Origin of the sequence: Nostoc sp. CMAA1605, from assembly GCF_021596505.1 — a bacterium.
Lineage (GTDB): Bacteria > Cyanobacteriota > Cyanobacteriia > Cyanobacteriales > Nostocaceae > Trichormus.
Window position 1 is genome coordinate 1 of record NZ_PJIZ01000130.1, and the last position, 19944, is coordinate 19944.

General features: G+C 40.1%; 15 protein-coding genes. 5 read left to right on the forward strand and 10 right to left on the reverse strand.

The annotated features are described in order from the left end of the window. A partial coding sequence (locus tag CV014_RS27285) for a hypothetical protein (protein ID WP_236144884.1) occupies positions 1–254 on the reverse strand: 254 nt, incomplete at its 3' end. A gap of 94 nt (positions 255–348) precedes the next feature. Between CV014_RS27285 and CV014_RS27290 the strand changes: the two genes are divergently transcribed. Further along, positions 349–723: a ribosomal maturation YjgA family protein gene (locus CV014_RS27290; protein WP_236144885.1), complete on the forward strand. Its 375-nt coding sequence runs from the start codon at positions 349–351 to the stop codon at positions 721–723. Here the strand turns inward: CV014_RS27290 and hetF are convergent. Further along, positions 720–3185 carry a cell division protein HetF gene (hetF, locus tag CV014_RS27295; protein ID WP_236144886.1) on the reverse strand — a complete coding sequence of 822 codons (2466 nt, stop codon included), beginning with the start codon at positions 3183–3185 and terminating at the stop codon, positions 720–722. The two genes, CV014_RS27290 and hetF, sit on opposite strands and share 4 nt — an antisense overlap. Positions 3186–6113: 2928 nt before the next feature. Here hetF and CV014_RS27300 point away from each other — a divergent pair. Continuing rightward, positions 6114–6440, forward strand: coding sequence for a thioredoxin family protein (locus CV014_RS27300; RefSeq protein ID WP_236144896.1), 327 nt, complete (start codon positions 6114–6116; stop codon positions 6438–6440). Between the two features lie 256 nt (positions 6441–6696). On the opposite strand, the gene CV014_RS27305 is transcribed toward CV014_RS27300, so the two are convergent. After that, a complete protein-coding gene (locus CV014_RS27305; RefSeq protein ID WP_236144887.1) occupies positions 6697–7431 on the reverse strand; it encodes a phosphoadenylyl-sulfate reductase in 735 nt (244 codons plus the stop codon). A gap of 540 nt (positions 7432–7971) precedes the next feature. Next, a complete protein-coding gene (locus CV014_RS27310) occupies positions 7972–8463 on the reverse strand; it encodes an orange carotenoid protein N-terminal domain-containing protein (protein ID WP_236144888.1) in 492 nt (163 codons plus the stop codon). Between the two features lie 531 nt (positions 8464–8994). Between CV014_RS27310 and CV014_RS27315 the strand changes: the two genes are divergently transcribed. Further along, complete coding sequence (locus CV014_RS27315; RefSeq protein WP_236144889.1) at positions 8995–11139, forward strand: peptidase domain-containing ABC transporter; 2145 nt, start codon at positions 8995–8997, stop codon at positions 11137–11139. An 83-nt stretch (positions 11140–11222) separates the two neighbouring features. Here the strand turns inward: CV014_RS27315 and CV014_RS27320 are convergent, their stop codons facing one another. Both CV014_RS27320 and CV014_RS30260 read right to left on the reverse strand, forming a co-directional pair. Next, complete coding sequence (locus CV014_RS27320) at positions 11223–14255, reverse strand: CHAT domain-containing protein (protein WP_236144890.1); 3033 nt, start codon at positions 14253–14255, stop codon at positions 11223–11225. Between the two features lie 49 nt (positions 14256–14304). Beyond that, positions 14305–14433 carry a hypothetical protein gene (locus tag CV014_RS30260; RefSeq protein ID WP_268964924.1) on the reverse strand — a complete coding sequence of 43 codons (129 nt, stop codon included), beginning with the start codon at positions 14431–14433 and terminating at the stop codon, positions 14305–14307. 209 nt (positions 14434–14642) lie between these two features. Here CV014_RS30260 and CV014_RS27325 point away from each other — a divergent pair, with 209 nt between their 5' ends. Next, on the forward strand, positions 14643–14834 hold the full coding sequence (locus CV014_RS27325; RefSeq protein WP_236144891.1) for a hypothetical protein: 192 nt from the start codon (positions 14643–14645) through the stop codon (positions 14832–14834). A 252-nt stretch (positions 14835–15086) separates the two neighbouring features. Further along, a complete protein-coding gene (locus CV014_RS27330; RefSeq protein ID WP_236144892.1) occupies positions 15087–15239 on the forward strand; it encodes a hypothetical protein in 153 nt (50 codons plus the stop codon). Here CV014_RS27330 and CV014_RS27335 read toward each other — a convergent pair. The 4 genes from CV014_RS27335 to CV014_RS27350 form a co-directional block, all read right to left on the reverse strand. Continuing rightward, positions 15222–16952: a diflavin flavoprotein gene (locus CV014_RS27335; protein ID WP_236144893.1), complete on the reverse strand. Its 1731-nt coding sequence runs from the start codon at positions 16950–16952 to the stop codon at positions 15222–15224. The genes CV014_RS27330 and CV014_RS27335 overlap by 18 nt on opposite strands. After that, positions 16949–17068, reverse strand: a complete 120-nt coding sequence (locus tag CV014_RS27340; RefSeq protein ID WP_236144894.1) for a histidine kinase — start codon at positions 17066–17068, stop codon at positions 16949–16951. The genes CV014_RS27335 and CV014_RS27340 overlap by 4 nt, the downstream gene beginning before the upstream one ends. A gap of 11 nt (positions 17069–17079) precedes the next feature. Further along, on the reverse strand, positions 17080–17565 hold the full coding sequence (locus CV014_RS27345; protein ID WP_236144897.1) for a phosphate-starvation-inducible PsiE family protein: 486 nt from the start codon (positions 17563–17565) through the stop codon (positions 17080–17082). Positions 17566–17780: 215 nt separating this feature from the next. After that, complete coding sequence (locus CV014_RS27350) at positions 17781–19511, reverse strand: diflavin flavoprotein (RefSeq protein ID WP_236144895.1); 1731 nt, start codon at positions 19509–19511, stop codon at positions 17781–17783. Positions 19512–19944: the final 433 nt, after the last annotated feature.

A 19944-nucleotide genomic window follows, 5' to 3' on the forward strand; every position in this document is an offset into this window, starting at 1 on the left:
ATCTTATACAAAATACCTTCCGCGATCGCCACAATAATTTCTATTAACCCTACCCTCCAAGGAAATTCCAGATAGGGAATCAACATCTGGTTACTTTCCCAAGCTAAAGGATGAGTAAAAAGAGTAGCACCACAGGCGAAAATCAATACTTTATAGATATCATCTAAAGACAACTGACGCATAATTACTAATATAAAAAATACCATTGGTATTTCAATAACCAAAGAAATCAGTAATGCTAACCACTGCGTCACTTTGCTATGTTCCTAATTCAAAATTTAAGTTATAACTGCATCTACTGTTCTTCCTATGCCCAATGCCCCATTCCCCATGCCCAATTAAATAATTATGCTCAAATTCAACCAAAAATATTTTTACTGGACAATTATATTATTCATCATTGAGGTATGTATTGCTGTATTTATAAATGATGGTTTTATCCGTCCCTTGATTGGAGATGTTTTAGTAGTTATTCTGATTTATTGCTTTATCAAAGCCTTTTGGCAAATCAAATCATTGACTGTAGCTTTATCAGTATTTGCCTTTGCTTGTCTGATTGAAGTTTTGCAATATTTTAACTTTGTGAATTATTTAGGATGGCAAAAATATAAAATTCTAGCCGTGGCTTTAGGTAGTACATTTGACTGGAAAGATATAATTGCTTACGCCATCGGTACAGCAACTATCCTATGGCTAGAACATCGCCAAACCATCATCAACTAATTTTCGGTGATTTCTCTTTGTCGCAGTAGTGATCGCCAATCTGCTATAGTCCTTTCTGTCCACAACCAATTATTCCCTAATTTATCAGCTTGGAAATTTAACGGATCTTGCTGGAGGACGGTTTGTCGCAATTTGATCGCTTCTTTGAGATATTGAGTCCGCTTATTTCCTGTGAGACTTCGTGCAGATTTATACATTCCCAAGGCTAAACCAGCATAGGAAGTTAAGGCTTCCGGCGGTAATTGCACCTGAGAATCAGAATTTTGCGTTGCCAATGCTGAACTTAAAGCCTGTAGCCAAGAAGCATTAGCTTGGTTTAAGTTGCCTTCCAGATAATAGGCAAAACCCAAAGCATTCTTATATTCAGATGAGTCGGGATTTCCCCGCACCGCATTGTCCCAATAACGACGCACATCGTCAATGCTGTATTTTGTATTTTCTCGCTTGAGAGATTGCCAAGCTAATCGGCCTCTGAGAAAGTTAACAGCAGGTTTTTGAATGTCCTGACGAGAAATTAAACTTAAAGCTATTTCCGCATTATCTAGCGCATTGCGATTTAATAATTCTTCTACAGCTGCTAACCCCGCTTCCAATTCACCTTGATTTAATTTGTTTGTGGCAATGGTTGTTACCATTTCTGTAGACATTTGCTGAATATCTGTAGAAGTCTGACTAGTTTGAGTCGGGGAAGGAATGGGGGGAGTGTCCCGTCTAGAGGATTGGCGAATTTGCCACAACAAAGTAAAAGATACGACAAAAGCGATCGCACCTACACCAACCATAGCTAATATTGGGCTTTTTTGACGGCGTTGGCGTTTTTTCGACGATGCAGGGCGGAAATTATGCACCTTGGGTACACTTTGAGAGCCAGCATTTTTAGTCACAGGTACTAAATTGGGTGACTCTGCTTCTTTGGGTGCAGCATGAACAGGAGTTTCTGATACAGTTTGATGAGGTTGAGGTGGTGGAATGGGTGGCGGTGGTGCTGCAACTTCGTTTTCCGTGATTGGCTGTTCTAACTGACGAAAGATATCAGAAACAAAAGCATAATCTTCAGCATAAGTGGGATCATCGTATTCGATTTCATCGACTAAATCACCCCAAGTATCTTCTCCTAGCCAGTCTAAACCAGAATTGTCACGGGCTAACTCCGAAGGAATCGTCCCTTCAATGGGTACAGACATATCAGCATCATCAACCACAGCAGAATAACCTACAGCCGGCAGGGAATTATGATTCACAGGTGGACTGTATTCTGCAAGGGCATCTGTATGATTGTCATTAGTAGTTTTGGGATAGAGAAAACCGTTAAATTCGGAATGGAGATATAAAATCGGTAATGCCCAATATAGCTGAGGCGAACCATAGGCCGAAATTAGTCCTTGACGAACGCGACTCACGCATAAATCTACAGGATAGCCTTGGCTAAGGTTGCGATAAAACAATTGGGTAAGTGTCAGTGCGACTTCATCAGGAATCCTTTCTGACATCGCCAAAACGCTTTGAATACCCCGCTTGACTAAACTTTCTGTCAGATTACGTTCCCAAGAATCTCTAGGAATATCGCTAGTAGCAGTATATGTTCCCCAACAGGAGTTAAATACCGCCATTTTAATATTGTTGTTAACTAATAAACCCGCTAAATCATCACCACTGAGGGTTTCTGTCAAGCCTGTTCTATTGCTAACTAGATAGATTTCCCCACCATTTGGCCCTAAATTACTATGCCCCGAATAATGGAGGACATGAAATCTACCTTGTTCTAAAGCTTGGGTTAACTCCTCTCTTCCTGGTTGATCTAACAAGGTGAGTTCAATTTCTGGCAGATAGTAACCGCCATTTAAGGATCTGGGTAGTTGACGGTGTAATTCTGCTTGTAATTTGATGGCTTCTTGTTTGAGTAAATTTAAACTAGCCTGATCGGAAGGGGAAGCTAGTACCATCAACACTCGAATCACGCCATCTTCTGGGAGTTGAGGCCGATTATGAGAAGGAACACCAGAGGCGGGAGAAATGCCACTTTGGAAGCGCGAGAACGCAACATAGGGGCCTGTAGCCAGGGGGCGATCGCCTGCGTGCATAACTTCCCACGGTAGGCGTGCTAATCTATTATCCTTCAGCCCTAATCTTAGCCTTAGCACTTGTTGTTGATTTTGGGCAATTCCTTGAGCTGTAATCCAACTATCTCTGAGTGTGCCTTGAAACAGGGCTTGATAAAGTTGTTGTCCCAATGCCACTAAGTTTACAGAGTTATTTGCGATCGCACCAGACGCGATCGTCTCTCCCTGTAAGACTATTTTTAAGGGGTCATTCATCAGATGACTAGCCATAGCCAGCCAATCATTCACCGGCCAATTCACTAATTCCTCTGCCAATGGCACCCCTGTCGCTACTTTTTCCGTCCGCACCAAATAGTCATTCTGCCCCACTGGTGTCACGGAAATATGGAATTCCTGGGTCACAACTTTTCCCGTTTGCCTCCTCAATCTAACTTGAAACGCCAAAGTTTCAATTCGATTTCTGCTCCCTTTTATACTGTAGATAACTTAGACTACTGATTTTTGCCAAATCAGAGGTTTTCCTCTATCTACATTTACAACTTTATCCGGATTAGTTGCCATCCACCCAGAACACTGTATTGGTAGATGCACCTTGATCTTCAACTCCCCTGGTTGGCTAACGCCTGACTAGGGGTTTTTTCTTTTAATAATATTTCCAGTCTATTTCATCCCAGGAAATAGGGCAAAATTTCTAATTTTTACGGGATATCCGCCCAATCAGGAGGATAATACGTATTTTATGATACCAATAATATGCTAATATTATGTATATACACCCTGATAATTAACTCCCCTAGCTGGTTATCGCCACTAGGGATTTTTTAGCATTGAAAAAATCATCCTGACAGTGAGGATGAGACATAGAACAATTAATTGGTAGATGCACCCTGATAACTAACTCCCCTAGCTGGCTAACACCTGACTGGGGGCTTTTTTTCTTCAGCAAACAGTAATCTTGGTAAATTCATCCTGAAAGTGAGAATGAGGGGTAGAACAATTAATTGGTAGATGCACCCTGATAACTAACTCCCCTAGCTGGCTAACACCTGACTGGGGGCTTTTTTTTCTTCAGCAAACAGCAATCTTGGTAAATTCATCCTGAAAGTGAGAATGAGGGGTAGAACAATTAATTGGTAGATGCACCCTGATAACTAACTCCCCTAGTTGGCTAACACCTGACTGGGGGCTTTTTTTTCTTCAGCAAACAGCAAACAGCAATTTTGGTAAATTCATCCTGAAAATGAGAATGAGGGGTAGAACAATTAATTGGTAGATGCACCCTGATAACTAACTCCCCTAGTTGGCTAACACCTGACTGGGGGCTTTTTTTTCACTTCAGCAAACAGCAATCTTGGTAAATTCATCCTGAAAATGAGCATGAGGCATAGAACAATTAATTGGTAGATGCACCCTGATAACTAACTCCCCTAGTTGGCTAACACCTGACTGGGGGCTTTTTTTTCTTCAGCAAACAGCAATCTTGGTAAATTCATCCTGAAAATGAGAATGAGGGGTAGAACAATTAATTGGTAGATGCACCCTGATAACTAACTCCCCTAGTTGGCTAACACCTGACTGGGGGCTTTTTTTTCTTCAGCAAACAGCAATCTTGGTAAATTCATCCTGAAAATGAGAATGAGGCATAGAACAATTAATTGGTAGATGCACCCTGATAACTAACTCCCCTAGTTGGCTAACACCTGACTGGGGGCTTTTTTTCTTCAGCAAACAGCAATCTTGGTAAATTCATCCTGAAAATGAGAATGAGGGGTAGAACAATTAATTGGTAGATGCACCCTGATAACTAACTCCCCTAGTTGGCTAACACCTGACTGGGGGCTTTTTTTCACTTCAGCAAACAGCAAACAGCTATTTTGGTAAATTCATCCTGAAAATGAGAATGAGGTGTAGAACAATTAATTGGTAGATGCACCCTGATAACTAACTCCCCTAGTTGGCTAACACCTGACTGGGGGCTTTTTTTCACTTCAGCAAACAACAAACAGCAATTTTGGTAAATTCATCCTGAAAATGAGAATGAGGTGTAGAACAATTAATTGGTAGATGCACCCTGATAACTAACTCCCCTAGCTGGCTAACACTTGACTGGGGGCTTTTTTTTATGATTGACAATCAGTAACTCCAGAAATAATTGATGTATTTAGAAGTCACTGAATTGTCTTAGCAAACGTTAAATTACATTGACGAATGTACCCTAATCAATAACTCCCCTAATTGACTGCCACCGACGAGAGCTTTTTTTTCTAATGCAAAAAAGCAACGCCATTTGTGACAATTCCTCCGGAATTTAGTGTGGAATCTAGAACAATTAATTGGTAGATGCACCCTGATAATTGACTCCCCTGGTTGGCTGCCACCAGCTAGGGGCTTTTTTTTTGCATAAACTACAGTCAACCTTTACAGCAATTTATCCGGAAGACTGAAATTTATCCTGGAAAAAATAATTGGTGAAGACACCTGAAATGAAATAGCTTCCCTGGTAGTTCTCTCATCACAAAGGCATTTACGGGTAGATGAGTAGATATTGAACTGGTATGCCCTAGTGATCGGTAGTTGCTTGGTGTTACATTCTATCTCAAGATTGGAGTTATATTCTAGCCCAGATAATGTGTGATTGCCAGGAATGTCACAATCTTTTGACTAGATTTTTTCCAATCGTGGGCATTATAACCCATTTAATGACTGTATAGGTGTAAATCGAGCGCAAAGTCATCACATACATTCTTGAATAAGTAATTTGAGAAAAGTTCCCGTAGAGTTTTTCTCATTAATTATCCTTATGTGACTTCTTAGCTATTCTCACTCGCTATGTTTGTAGTGTTCACTTATACTTAAGCAAGTATATATAACTAAGAGAATAGCATAGCGATCGCCCAATCATTTGCCATAAAAATACCTGATTTCAAGGATAATTTGTAGCTTCAACATCCCGTGATTTCAGGCGATGGCTATATATTAGTCGAGAACTATCGATGATTTTTGTGCAGAGAGAGCATATCTGAGCGCATATGTCTAGATTTGCTCACACTCGGAAACCTTTCGAGATTTTTTACGTCGCGCAATGGTCAATAGTCAAGAGTCAATAGTCAATAGTCAATAGTCAATAGTCATTACTCATTACTCACTACTCAGCACTCAGCACTCACCACTCAGCACTCACCACTCATGAGTTTTCTTCCTTTGCCCAATGCCCAATGCCCAATGCCCCATTCCCTAATCTCAGCAGTCGGCTATGGAGGTATCCTTAAATATATCGGTTTTATCAACTATTCCACAATCCAAAATCCAAAATCTAAAATCCAAAATTGTATGAGTTTAGCTGTTGTAAAATTTTCTTCTGAAGAGTGCGGTATCTGCCACAAAATGTCTTTTTATGACCAAAAAGTGTCTGAAGAACTAGGCTTGCAATTTATTGACGTAAAAATGCAGGATACCGCTACCTATCGCAAATATCGTCAGATTTTGCTCACTCAATATCCTGATAAATCTCAGATGGGATGGCCTACCTATATTATTTGTGATTCACCGGAAGGCGAATTTCAAATTATCGGTGAAGTCAAAGGCGGACATCCTAAAGGTGAATTTAGAACTCGTTTGCAGGAAGTTCTCAATTCCAACGCTAGTACATCCAATTAATAATTAAATCCCCGAATTTTTCGATAAATCGGGGATCTGAATCTGACTAAGTAAGTCGGTGCAATAAAACCAAACTATGTGAAGAAAAGTAGATCAGGCTCAAACTCTTTCTCCCCCTGCTCCCGTTCGGCTGACGCTCACGGCGGAAGCCTGCCCCCTGCCCTTCGGGTTCGCAGTCGCTCATGGGGGAAACCCCCAAGACCGCGCTGTCTCACCCCCTGCCTTATTCCAAGAATAATTATTTACGCCGATCTACTTATTTCTGTAAATTACCTGAGTGCAAACCACATTCTTTTGCTGTGGACTCTTCCCACCACCAACGGCCTTCACGTTCATGCTGGTTGGGTAACACAGGTCTGGTGCAAGGTTCACAACCAATGCTAATAAAGCCAAGTTCATGTAGCTTATTGTAAGGTACATCCAAGGCGCGGATGTATTCCCAAACTTGAGCAGAAGACCAATTTGCTAAGGGGTTAAATTTAATCAATTGGTGGTCTTCCGTAGAGAAAGCACTATCAAATTCAATTACTGGAATATGATTGCGAGTGCTGGGACTTTGGTCTTTGCGTTGTCCTGTCACCCACGCATCCAAGGTATTCAGCTTACGGCGTAGTGGTCTAACTTTGCGGACTGCACAGCATTCTTTGTGACCATCTTGATAAAAGCTGTATAGTCCCTTTTCTTCTACTAAAGCTTGAACTTCCGCCGCATCAGGGAACATAACTTCTAATTTTATCCCGTAATGTTTTCTGACTTGATCTAGGAATTGGTATGTTTCTGGGTGTAAACGTCCAGTATCCAGTGTAAATACGCGGAAATTTGTGGTAATTTTTGATGCAATATCGATTAATACAACATCTTCTGCACCACTGAAAGAAATTGCCAGATTATCGAAGGTTTCCAAGGCGAATTTGAGAATTTCCCTTGGGGATTTTTGACTATATTCTGCTTCTAAGGCTGCAATATTTAAATCGGTATGGATGGCTACCATGTTTTAATGTTCTCCTCTCTCGCACCCTGAATTTTACCAGTTATCAGTTACTTGATCACTGTTCCCTGTCCACTGTCCACTGATTTGATCACCCTGCACATAGTCGCGATACCTTCGGTAAGCTTCTCTACGAGACGCTGCGCGATCGCTAACACTAAAGATTCTTCCAAAAAGACCACTCAGTAAATCAGGAACGGGTTTACGGTTGTCAAGTAGTTTAAGGAAATAACCGGGGTAAATTCAAACGATAAAAGTATTAAAAGTTACAATATTCCCTACGTGTGAGAGGCAACATAATTGCTCATTATGCTGGATTTTTGGCTGATTGTTGATTTTTGAATAGATACGTAGTGGCGTGACCAGACTAAAATAGTGCATTAAGAAATCGATTTTACCAGCGTTTATCTGTGGTTGATTTCTTAATGTAATGCGCTCTTTTAGCCTTGTCACGCCGCTACTTATACTTAGATTTTTCTCCAAATCAAATGGAATTTCTATGCTTTAATCAGTCGGAGAAAAATACCAAATTGAAACCGTTTATTAAATTTCAGCACCAGGTTTTGGTTCGGCACCCATCGGAGAGACATAGTCACGGAAAAGCGTCATTTGCTGTTCAAATGACAATGATTTAATTCTATCTAAAAGCTCTTCCGCCTCATCAGAGAGTTCATAATCCCCTGGCATTGGTACAATCGTGTTACTGTCCATACCTTGAGCTAAACGATACCAAAATAGCAGTTTTGTTGTATCACTCAATGAGCCATATTGACGACAGAGTCGAGTATCTACACGGTTAATTAAGTCCCGTTGTAACTGTAATTGTGCTTCGTGATCTAATACTTGGACTTGATTAAACAAACCTTCAGCAATTTCTGGAGAAACAGTGCTAGCATTAGGCGCGGCTGGTGTAACCGATTCACCCATTTCTGTGTAGATAAACCAGAATAAAGCCAACTGTTCGTCTGTATCTAATTGTCGCCATGCTTGAACGTGTTGGCGAATAGTTGGATCACCAGTTTGTGTAAAAGTCATAATGATTGCGGTTGTGATTATTTCATTAGCAACCCTAACAGGTGTTAGCAAAGTTTAAAACCATACCCAAGATATAATTACGCTCATCAGAAAGCAGAATTATCTAGCCGTATTTGTATAGGATTTACTTGCGTGGAAAGGGAACGGGAAACAGGAAAGAAGAAAATATCAATAAAACCTATTTCATAGCCAAGCATAAAAAAGCGATTAATATATTCACTCAGCACCAGCTAAGGTACTTCCAACTTAAAAAATATACTATCACTGTGTAGGCAGAGGGGCAGGGGGCAGGGGAAGCAGGGGAAGCAGGGGAAGAAAAACTTCACTCAGCACTCATTACTCATTACTCATTACTCATTACTCATTACTCATTACTCATTACTCATTACTCATTACTCATCACTCAGCACTCATTACTCATCACTTAGCACTCACTCACCATCATTGCTGCTTTTCGTGAGAAAATCTCAGCAACAAACACGAAAAGTGTTGTGTATACATCCTCCCTACTCCCTATTTTCAGACAATGTTATGGCTTATCAGCTCGTTCGTCAGTTCAGCGAAGAAGATTGTGGAGCAGCTTGTCTGGCTACAGTAGCCAAGCACTACGGGCGTATACTGAGTATGAGCCGTGTTCGTGAGGCTGTAGGTACAGGACAACTGGGTACTTCTTTATTAGGGCTAAAACGAGGCTCAGAAGTTTTAGGATTTAATGCTAGGGGTGTAAGAGTTGCCATAGAAATTTTAGAACAACTACATCAGTTATCTTTACCAGCAATCATTCATTGGCAAGGTAATCATTGGGTAGTTTTATATGGCAAAAAAGGAAAGTGTTTTATTATAGCTGATCCGGCTGTTGGGGTACGTTATCTCACCAAAGATGAATTATTAGCGGGTTGGGGAAATCGCCTCATGCTTTTACTTGAGCCGGATAATATTCGCTTTTTTAGTCAACCCAATGAGGATTTAAGTAAGTTTCAGCGTTTTTTGCAGCCTGTATGGAATAATCGCGCTATTCTGACGGAGGCTTTTTTACTTAACATTTTTTTGGGATTGCTATCTTTAATTTATCCTTTTTTATTACAGTTACTCACTGATGAGGTGCTAGTACGTGGAGATAATCAACTACTCACAACAGTGATGATTGCTGCTGTTGTCATGAATTTAATGAGTGGTATTGTCAGACTAGTACAATCAAATTTAATTACCCACTTTTCTCAAAAATTGCAACTAGGGTTAGTGCTGGAATTTGGTAAACAAATTCTTCATTTACCACTTATATATTATGAATCGCATCGTAGTGGTGAAGTTATTAGCCGTTTACGAGATATCCAAGAAATTAATCAGTTAGTTGCTCAATCAGTGATTGGATTACCCAGTCAACTGTTGATTGCTGTAGTATCCCTAGTTTTTATGTTTTTCTATAGTGGTAAATTGACAATCATGGCATTATTGTTCGCCGTTTTAATGTCGGTGTCAACTGTAATTTTTTTACCAATTCTTCAGCAAAAAACTCGTTCTTTATTAGTTTTAGAAGCTGAAAATCAAGGGATTTTAGTTGAAACCTTTAAAGGTGCTATTACTCTCAAGAGTGCGACTATAGCTCCCCAGTTATGGGAAGAGTTACAAGAACAATTTGGTAAACTGGCAAATTTGGCATTGAAAACTATACAAATTTCCACAATTAATAATGTCTTTTCGAGTCTAGTATTAGCAACGAGTAGCGTAATTTTATTGTGGTTTGGTAGTAGTTTAGCCATTACACGAGAAATAACTTTTGGGCAATTATTAGCATTCAATAGTATGAATGGAAATTTCCTGAGCTTTATTGGTGCGTTAATTGGCTTTTCTAATGCGATTGTCCAAGCAAAAACTTCATTGCAGCGTTTAGAGGAAGTAATTGATACAACGCCTGAAAGCCAAGGTAATGAACAAAAACCTTGGGTAAAAATTTCTGCGAATGCTGATATTGTTTGTACTAATTTAAATTTTCACTATGCAGGTAGAGTAGATTTATTACAGGATTTTTCAATCACCATTCCTGGAGGTAAAGTAATTGCTATAGTAGGGCAATCTGGTTGTGGTAAAAGTACCTTAGCTAAGTTGATTTCAGGGCTTTATAGTCTACAGTCTGGTAATATTAGAATAGGTGATTATAATCTGCAAGATATTGCTCTAGAAAATTTGCGTCAACAAGTTGTATTAGTTCCTCAAGAGGCACAATTTTGGAGTCGTTCTATTGTTAATAATTTTCGCTTAAGTATGCCAGAAATTACCTTTGAAGAGATAGTTAAGGCTTGTAAAATTACAGGTGCAGACGAATTTATTAGTCATCTACCAGATAAATATCAAACTGTCTTGGGTGAATTTGGTGCTAATCTTTCTGGTGGACAGCGTCAGAGATTAGCTATAGCGAGAGCAATTGTTGGTAGTCCACCTATTCTAATTATGGATGAATCTACAGGTTCTATTGACCCATCTAGTGAAGCTAGATTACTAGAGCAATTATTGAGCGATCGCAGTGGTAAAACTACAATTATGATTACTCACCGTCTTCATGTCATGCAACGCGCAGATTGGATAATTGTCCTTGATGAAGGACGATTGATTGGAGAAGGTACTTTTGCAGATTTAACAGCATCAGTAAAAAAGCCTTTGTCTTTTTTAGGGATGTAGGAGTAATGAGTGCTGTTAGCGGTAGCGCGGCGTTTAGCCGGTGCTGAGTGCTGAGTGTACTTATTAATCCTACACCTTTCAAATTACAATCCATTGCCAATTAAAATAAATGAAGCCCAATAATAGGGGTGTTTAAATTGACCATTTGCTGCTGTTAATAATTGCAGTTGTGCGTTGCGTAAAGCTTCAGATTTAGTGATTTTTCCAGTTTTTAAATTTGCATAGAAAGCATCCATTAAGGCTTGTGTTCCACCATCGGAAACAGCCCACAGAGAAGCAACAGAAGCTTTAGCACCTGTAAGCTGGATTTGATATCCTAAACCGAGAATTTCTTGTCCGTTACCTAATTGTTTTCCTAAGCCAGTTTGACAAGCACTTAACACTACTAAATCGACATTAGGTAAAGACCAATTTTCTATATCTTTGAGGGTGACGCGTTCACCATCACCAAAAAGAATAAATGAATCTTCAGGATCACCACTAACTAACATTCCATGTGTAGCTAAATGGACAATCTTGTAGTCATTCATCTGGGGAATGACTACTTTAGTGCTGAATTCTTTATCTAATAAAATCTTTGTGTCTTTGATTGTTTTTGCTAAGTTTTCGACCTCAGTTTTCGCAAATTCTAACCCACTTAATACCTCTTTTCTTTCTCCAACAGCTACTTGATAATCACCTTTGGTAAAGGCTGCGGCTAGGGTGGGTAAGGAGGCTGGGGTTTTGTTGTTTAATTTCGTCAAACTAGCAGCAGTAATATTATTCACAATATACTTTTCAACTAGCCAGTTTTTCCCATCATATAATGCTGCTAACGGTATATATCTCAGTTTACTATCTGGAGCATAGATAATTGCTTTAGCATCAGCTTGTTTGAGGTCATTTTCTATGGGTTTAATTAGCCAATTATATAATTTACTCGCTGGGGTTTTACTATCTTTGTAAGGTACAACTATAGTTTGGCGAAATTCCGCAATTGTCTGATTTAATTCGGCAGCTTTGACTGCGACTGGACGATGAATTGGGGGTGAATCAGCAGTTACTACAACTAACTCTAGTCTGTCTTCTAAAACTAGGGGATATAATAAAACTGCTTTTTGATTTAACTGACGTAAATTATCTCGGAGTGAGTTGAGTTGACGTAAGCTTAAGTTTTCCTGTCCAGAATTTGTAGAGAGTTGTTGTACTAGGGCGACTACAGCCGGATTTTTGGTAAATTTATTAAATTCAGCTGCAATTGTTTGTTCTAATTTCACTAATTCTGTAAGACGTTTTTCCTGTGCAGGTGTACGTGAACTTTGGGGAATTTTACGCAAATTTGTGAGTTCTTGTCCCAGGGCGATCGCTTTATCTTGAATCGCGCTATATTTTTGTGTAATGTCTTGTTCTTGTGGCTTTAATGGTAGGTTTTGCGGTGCGGGGGTTTCTGTATTTGTTCCCCGTTGTCCATTATTAACTACGGCTATTTTCTTGGGTGTACTGCGCTGATTTCCCAGAAAATCATTCATTTCTTGGATTTTGAGTAAATCCAAAACTTGCTGTGCTTCACTGGGGCGATTTTGTTTGAGTAATAAATCAGCTAAACGGCGATATCTTTCGGCAACGGTTTCTGTATAAGATTGTTGAATATTAGTGGGTAAAACGCGCAAATTTTGCCGAATTACTTCTGTTAAGTTGACTGATTGCTTATAAAATGCAATGGCTAGCTGTGGTTGATTTTGTGCAGATAAGCTATCAGCTAAAAACTTGAGGGTTGTAGCTTCACTGGCTTTATCACTAACTTCCCGATGTATGGCTAAAGCTTGCTGATATAGTTCCCCAGCTTTGGCGAGTTGGTTTTGCTGTTGATAGATTTGTCCTAAATTACTTATTGTCACACCTTCACCAGTGCGATCGCCTACTTGTTTATAAATAGTTAGGGCTTGTTGATTTAACTCAATGGCTTGGGGATATTTACCTTGCTCACTTTGCACCCTTGCTATATTATTGAGTGTGACTGCTACTCCTGGTTGATAGTTGTTTTCCTTATAGATATTGAGTGCTTGTTGATAAAGTTTTAAAGCTTGGTCATATTTACCCAAATTAGCATAAATTTGCCCAATATTATTTAAATTTACTGCCCTACCTTGGAACTGAAATGAGTCTTTACCAAAAGCCTCGCCTACAACAGCACGACTACTAACTTGTTGTACGGCTTGAGAATTTTGACCCAGATAATCGTATAGTAGTTTAATATCTTGCTTATTTAGTTCCTCAGAATTTGTACTACCTAGTCGTTGATATATATTGGCTGACTTCTCTGCTAGTTCTAAAGACTTTTGATACTGCCCCAAACTAAAATAAACACCCGCTAAATTGTTCATAGTTGCTGCTTGTGTACCCAGATAATTAGAGCAGCATTCCTGTAGACTATTTAAAGCTTGTTGATAGGCATCTAAAGCTTGAGTATATTTACCCAAATTAACGTGAACAACACCAATATTATTGAGAGTTTGAATACTGCCAATTTTATCATTACTGGCTTTTTGGAGAGCTAAACTTTGTTGATAAAAATCCAAAGCTTTAGCATATTGTCCCAGGCGAAAATAAACTGCACCCACATCACCCAGAATAATTTTTTCACTGCTAGTATAACTAGAGTCTTGAGAGTTAGTAGCTTTCAATTCCTTGATAATGGCTAAAGCACTTTGGTATGTTTCTATAGCTTTAACATTCTGCCCCAAATTGACATAAACTTCACCCATGTAAGCAAGGGGTATCCATTCATTTTGTTTGTCACGGGTTTTTCTGTGAATCTCTAAAGATGATTGAAAATACTCCAGTGCTTTAGCATATTCACCCTGACGAAAATATACATAGCCGATGTTAACAAGGGCGTTAGCTTCTCCAGCTGCTGCACCATATTTTCTGAACATAGCTAACGACTGTTGGAATTGTGTTAAGGCGGCTTGTAGTTCATTTAACCCAACAAATTCTTTATAAATCACACCCTCAGCATTATTATTCAGCATAATTGCTTCTGTGATTTGTTCTTCTGCTGTGGGTGTTGGTGCTTGTGCTAGCGAGGGGGAAGCCAAAACCAGAATCAGTGTGAGGGGAATTATAGGAAGTCTCATATGTGTATTAATAACGACAAGATGCTTCCTATGATAGTTGGGAGTTATTCTAACTGTAAGGTGGGTGAACGGAGTGATGAGTGATGAGTGATGAGTGCTGAGTAATGAGTAATGAGTGCTGAGTGATGAGTAATGAGTGCTGAGTGAAGTTTTCCCCTGCACCCCTGCACCCCTGCACCCCTGCACCCCTGCCATCAACGTGATAGTATGCGTTCTTAGTTGGAAGTCTCTAGACTCTGGAACTTAGGGTCTACTATCGCAGTCACTTATCATACAGACCGTAACATATTAGAGTAAATGATTTAAATGACACAATCATTTAACAAAGCTTAAAGTTGCTTTATCATATTACTTACCGAAGGTGTGAGTTGTGGAACTTAAATAGCGATGACTACTTGTATATCTACTACTGTTGAACGTGAAACTCAATCTGTGCGAGTCCGCGAACTAACCAAAACTTGTTATCAAGGTGATCAACAAGTCAAATTTATGAGCTTGCAAGCAGAAGTTGATACTCTGTTGTTGCAACTACAAAACATCAAAGAACAGCGTTTAGCTACCACTGGCGCAGAATCATAAGATCAATTTTTTAGCGATCGCCGAGCTTCCTTCTTGCTTACTTGCAATACCTACTGCTTTAAATGAGCAAATTTACACTCAATCGACAGGCGATCGCCTAACCCAATCATTAAAAATTTGTTAAATCTGTATATCAATTTACCATTACTTCAAATAAAAAACCAGAAACGGTAAGGAAATCTTTACATTTCTGGTTTTTTGGTTTTTTGGGGGTGTAGAGGAGGCAGAGGAGGCAGGGGGCAGGAGGCAGGGGTGCAGGGTGCAGGGGGCAGGGGGCAGGGGAAGAAAAACTTCACTCAACACTTAGCACTCATTACTCAGCACTCATTACTCAGCACTCAGCACTCAGCACTCAGCACTCATTACTCATTACTCAGCATTTACCCTCTAAAAATAACTACCTGATTTCCGATGTTCTATAGCTGTCACACCGTCACCTTCTAACACTTCCCCTTTATCGATGACGGCATAAATCAAATATCTATCACCACATTCGAGTTGATTGATAACTGTACATTCCAGATAGGCTAAGGCTTCAGTCAGAATTAAACAACCATTGTCAGCTGTTTTGGTTTCTAGGTGGGCAAAGGGATTATCCCCTAATGTGCTTTGACGAGAAAAATAACGCCGGACGTTTTTACCTTCTTTGAGGATATTCAGCACAAATTTGTCGCCAGGATGACGCATTAAATCGGCATTTTGTTCTTGGGCAATAGCCAGCATAATTCCTGGGGGATTAAAGGTGGCTTGGGAGATCCAAGAAGTTAAAATACCTTTGTGATGGTCTTGATCGCGAGTGGTAACAACACACAAAGAACCAATGATTCGTCCTACAGCTTGTTCGGTGCGGTCAATTTGTGCTTCTGTGACGGCTTGGCGAGTGGTGCGTAATTTCTTGGTTTTCTTTAAGGTTTGGGCAAAGTTTGCGCCGGCTCTCTGACAGGCTTGTAATATCTCTGATGTGGGAGTGAAGCGGACGCGAATTGTGTCAAATCCTAAACGATAGTTAGCGTCTTTGAGCTTATTTTCAATTAAATCAACAGCCTCACCACTCCAACCATAAGAACCAAATACCCCAGCTAACTTAGTTTTTGCAGCTGTAGAAAGCACTATACCCAAAGCCGTTTGAATTTGTGTAGGTGCATGACCTCCAAGGGTGGGAGAACCGATAATAAAACCGTCGCAAGCTTCGATAATGCGCGTGATTTCTGCTGGTTCTGTTAGTTCGCAATTAATTGACTCTACATTAATGCCATTGTCAATTAAACCTTGAGCGATCGCCTGGGCTAAAATTGCTGTATTCCCATAGGCAGAAGCATACAGTAACGCTACAGTTAAATCCTGTGATTTCTGTGCTTGACACCATTGACGATAATCGTGACTAAACCGACTCAAACTATAGCGAATCACTGCCCCATGAGCAGGTGCGTAACATTTAGCACCTAAACTAGTCAACTTATCTAACGCTAATTCTACTTGTTTAGCTTGGGGTGCATGGAGACAATCAAAGTAATAACGCCGTTCTGCCTCTAACTTTTTCCAGTCCTCATCAAATAAAGTATCCTCACAGATATGTGCGCCAAAAAACTTATCTGTATAGAGAATTTTCGTAGCTGGGTCATAGGTACATAAACCATCTGGCCATCGGGGAGTCGGAACAGTAATAAAACTGAGGCGATGTCCTTGTCCTAAATCTAGGGTATCTTCCCAACGCACGACTTGAATACGTGATTCCCATTCGGGAAAAGTAGACTTGAGAACATTAGCAGCCGGACGAGAACAAATGAGAGTGACTTGGGGTGCTTGCGCTAACAATGCCTTCAAAGTGGCAGTACGGTTAGGGTTAACGTGACCGAGAATAATGTAATTGAGGCTGTAAAAATGGAGATGTTGGGCGAGTTGATCCAGAAAAATGTTCGTAAAAGATTCCCCAGGCGGGTCAATTAAAGCAGTTTTGTCACCTTGGATGAGATAAGAATTGGCTGTAGTTCCCTTTTGACGGGAATACTCAACCTCAAATTTTAATCTTTCCCAAGTACGCGATCGCAACACCAATGTATTCTGACCAATTTCTGCAACCTGTACATCTCTGGGACGAATGTTAGTTGATATAGTCATAATTTTAAAATGGGAATTTGGTATGGGGCATGGGGAATTGGGCATGGGGAATTGGGCATTGGGAATGGGAATAAAAATCTACTTTGTCTACTTAATCCCCAGTCCCCAATCCCCAATCCCTAGTCCCTCACTTACCACGGTTCTTGTAACGTTGAGACATTTGTTGTTCTGGGTCGATACCTTCAAAAGTTGGGGGTAGCCAGACTCGTACTACTAAAAGTATGCTGAGAACTAAGAGAAAGGCGCAGGTTGCTAAAACTTGACTCCAAGAAATTTCTAGTACGCCTTTGACGATGATTTCTCGTAAGACGGACACAATAGAAACTTCTACCGCTACGCCAATAGATATGCGTTGTTCTTGGAGGTAAATAATCAACAGGCGAAATAATTCAACTAAAATCAGCAGAAATAAAATGTCTGCGGTGACAATGTGAAAGTCTAAAGGGGGAAGCAGGGAGAGAAACATATCTCGCACCTGAATCACCATGAAGCTAAATAATCCCATACACAGGGAAATAATAATCACATCTTGAATCAGTTCCAAGCTGCGGACAATGCGACTCCGATTAATTTCGTACAGAGAAATTGGGTTATCTTCTACGGATTTATACATGGTGGTGGGAATGGGGAATGGGGATTGGGGATTGGGCATTGGGAATCGGGCATTGGGCATTCTAATACCAATTCTCCAAAACTAAGAAACAGATGCAAAGCTTGAAACCAAGATGGTATCTGACTTTCTTAATTGCGTTAGCGTAGCGGGACGTTAGTCCATTGCGTTAGCGTAGCGGGACGAAGTCCATTGCGAATTGTGATAACTTTTGCCTTCTAATAATGATTGCCGACTTTGCGATGATGAACGGCGGTGAGGGCGTTGATGTTGGCGACTCTGCCGTTTTGGACTGTGCTGTAAATTATCCAGTGGTCGCCGCAGTCTATGCGACTGCTGATTTCACATTCCACGTAAGCTAAGGCTTCGGCGAGAATGGGCGCGCCATTGTTAGCAGGATAGGTTTTCACTCCAGCAAATCGGTCTGCACCAGGGGGAAAACGTTTGAGGAAATGTCGCATTAATCCTTGATAGTTGCCTTCTGCTAGGACATTTAACACGAAGCGATCGCCTATTTGCATTAAGGACTCAATGGCGCGTTCTTTCCCTACTGCTACCGCTACACCTAAAGGGTTGAGGCTGGCTTGTGTCACCCAGGAGGCAAACATGGCACTTTGAATTTCGCCTTTTTTAGTGGTGATAATATACAATCCCCCACTAATCCGACCAAGGGCTTTTTCTAGTTCACTGTTAATTGATTTGATTTGTTTGATATTGCGATCGCGGGTCAACCATTGCCCCATATCTGTCCCCGCTTCATCACACAGTTTTTCTAGGCTTTGGCTGGGTGTTTCTTTGACTAAAATCGGGGGAAAGGCTTCTATTAAACCCAATTCTTGTAACTTATTGCGTAGGGGATAAATTGGTTCATCTTCTCCACCACCAGATTCTAATAAACCAATGGCTTGTTTTTGATGTACAGCTGCCAAAATGGTACTTAAAGCTGCTTGTGCATTCATCGCCGCTTGGGAGGGCATGGCAAGAATTAATCCGGCTGCTTGTGCGACTATTTCTCTAACTTCTTGTAGTTCAGCACTATTTAAATCAATCAGTTCTACAGCCACACCTGCCTTTGTACATCCATGCCCAATATTACGGACTAAATGCTCACTGTACCCGTAATCTTCAGCATAAAATAAAGCCACTAATTTCTCAGTTTTGGCTTGTTCTAAACTCCAAGTTTGATATTTTTTTATACAAGCTGGAATGTGATGCTGTAATAAAGGCCCGTGTCCTGTAGCTATTGTTTTAATTTCTAATTTTTCAATCCGCTTTAAAGCTGCTAAAACTGACCGGGCATTTGGCCCCATCAGACAATCATAGTAATACTGAAAATCTGCTTCCACTGCCGCAAAATTTTCATCATAGGTATGATCATCGCAATAGTGCATTCCAAACACATCGCAGGTGTAGAGAATGCCTGTTTGATAGTCGTAGGTAAAAATTGTGTCTGGCCAATGTAAGTTAGGCGCGGAGATAAATTCTAACTCGTGACCGTTGCCTAAATCCAGGCGATCGCCATTTTTCACCACCATCAATTTAAATGGCTGGTGAACCATATTTTCTAGAAACTGCATAGCCACCTTAGCACCAACCACGGTGATATCAGGAGCTAACTGCAAAATATCTTTGACTAAGCCACTATGGTCTGGTTCTGTGTGGCTAATAATTAAATAGTCTATTTCATTTGGATTAATTAATCCCGTAATTAAGTCTAGATATAACCGCTCGAATTTTCTATGGGAAGTATCAACTAAAGCAATCTTCTCACCTTGAATTAAAAAAGAGTTATAGGTAGTGCCGTTGCGTAATCCAAACTCAATATCAAACCGTTCACGATCCCAATCCAAACAACGGATACCTAAAGTTTCTCTGGCTATTTCTACAGTTTCTACTGTCAAAAGCCCAGAGTTAGAAAGATTTTGAATATTTGCTGTGAGTGCTACCATTGGGTTTCTCCAAAAATTAATATCTGGAGTTGATTTTGCTTTCTTCTATATTTACCCAAGAATATAAAATGGTAAAATGCCAATCTCTAAAGCTATCGATTAGAAATATTTATCATAAAAAAATCGTAGATTAGTTTTGATTTAAATTGATTCACTATTGAAAATAATCAATGTTTACTATTATAAAATCCCCTTTGATTCCCGAAGTCGTTTGCGTAGTAAGGGGACAGGGAACGGGGAAAAGGAAGTAAGAAGGAATAAAAGTGTACCTATCTTCGCAAAAATCAAATATGAGTCCTATAGTTTTGTTAGGAATAAATTTTTGTTGGGTTGATGTGAAAACAAAGAGAGACTATCGTCAAGATGGGGAATGGGGAACTGATTACCCCAATCCCTAGTCCCTGGAAAGAATCGATGTATTTAGTATAAAATC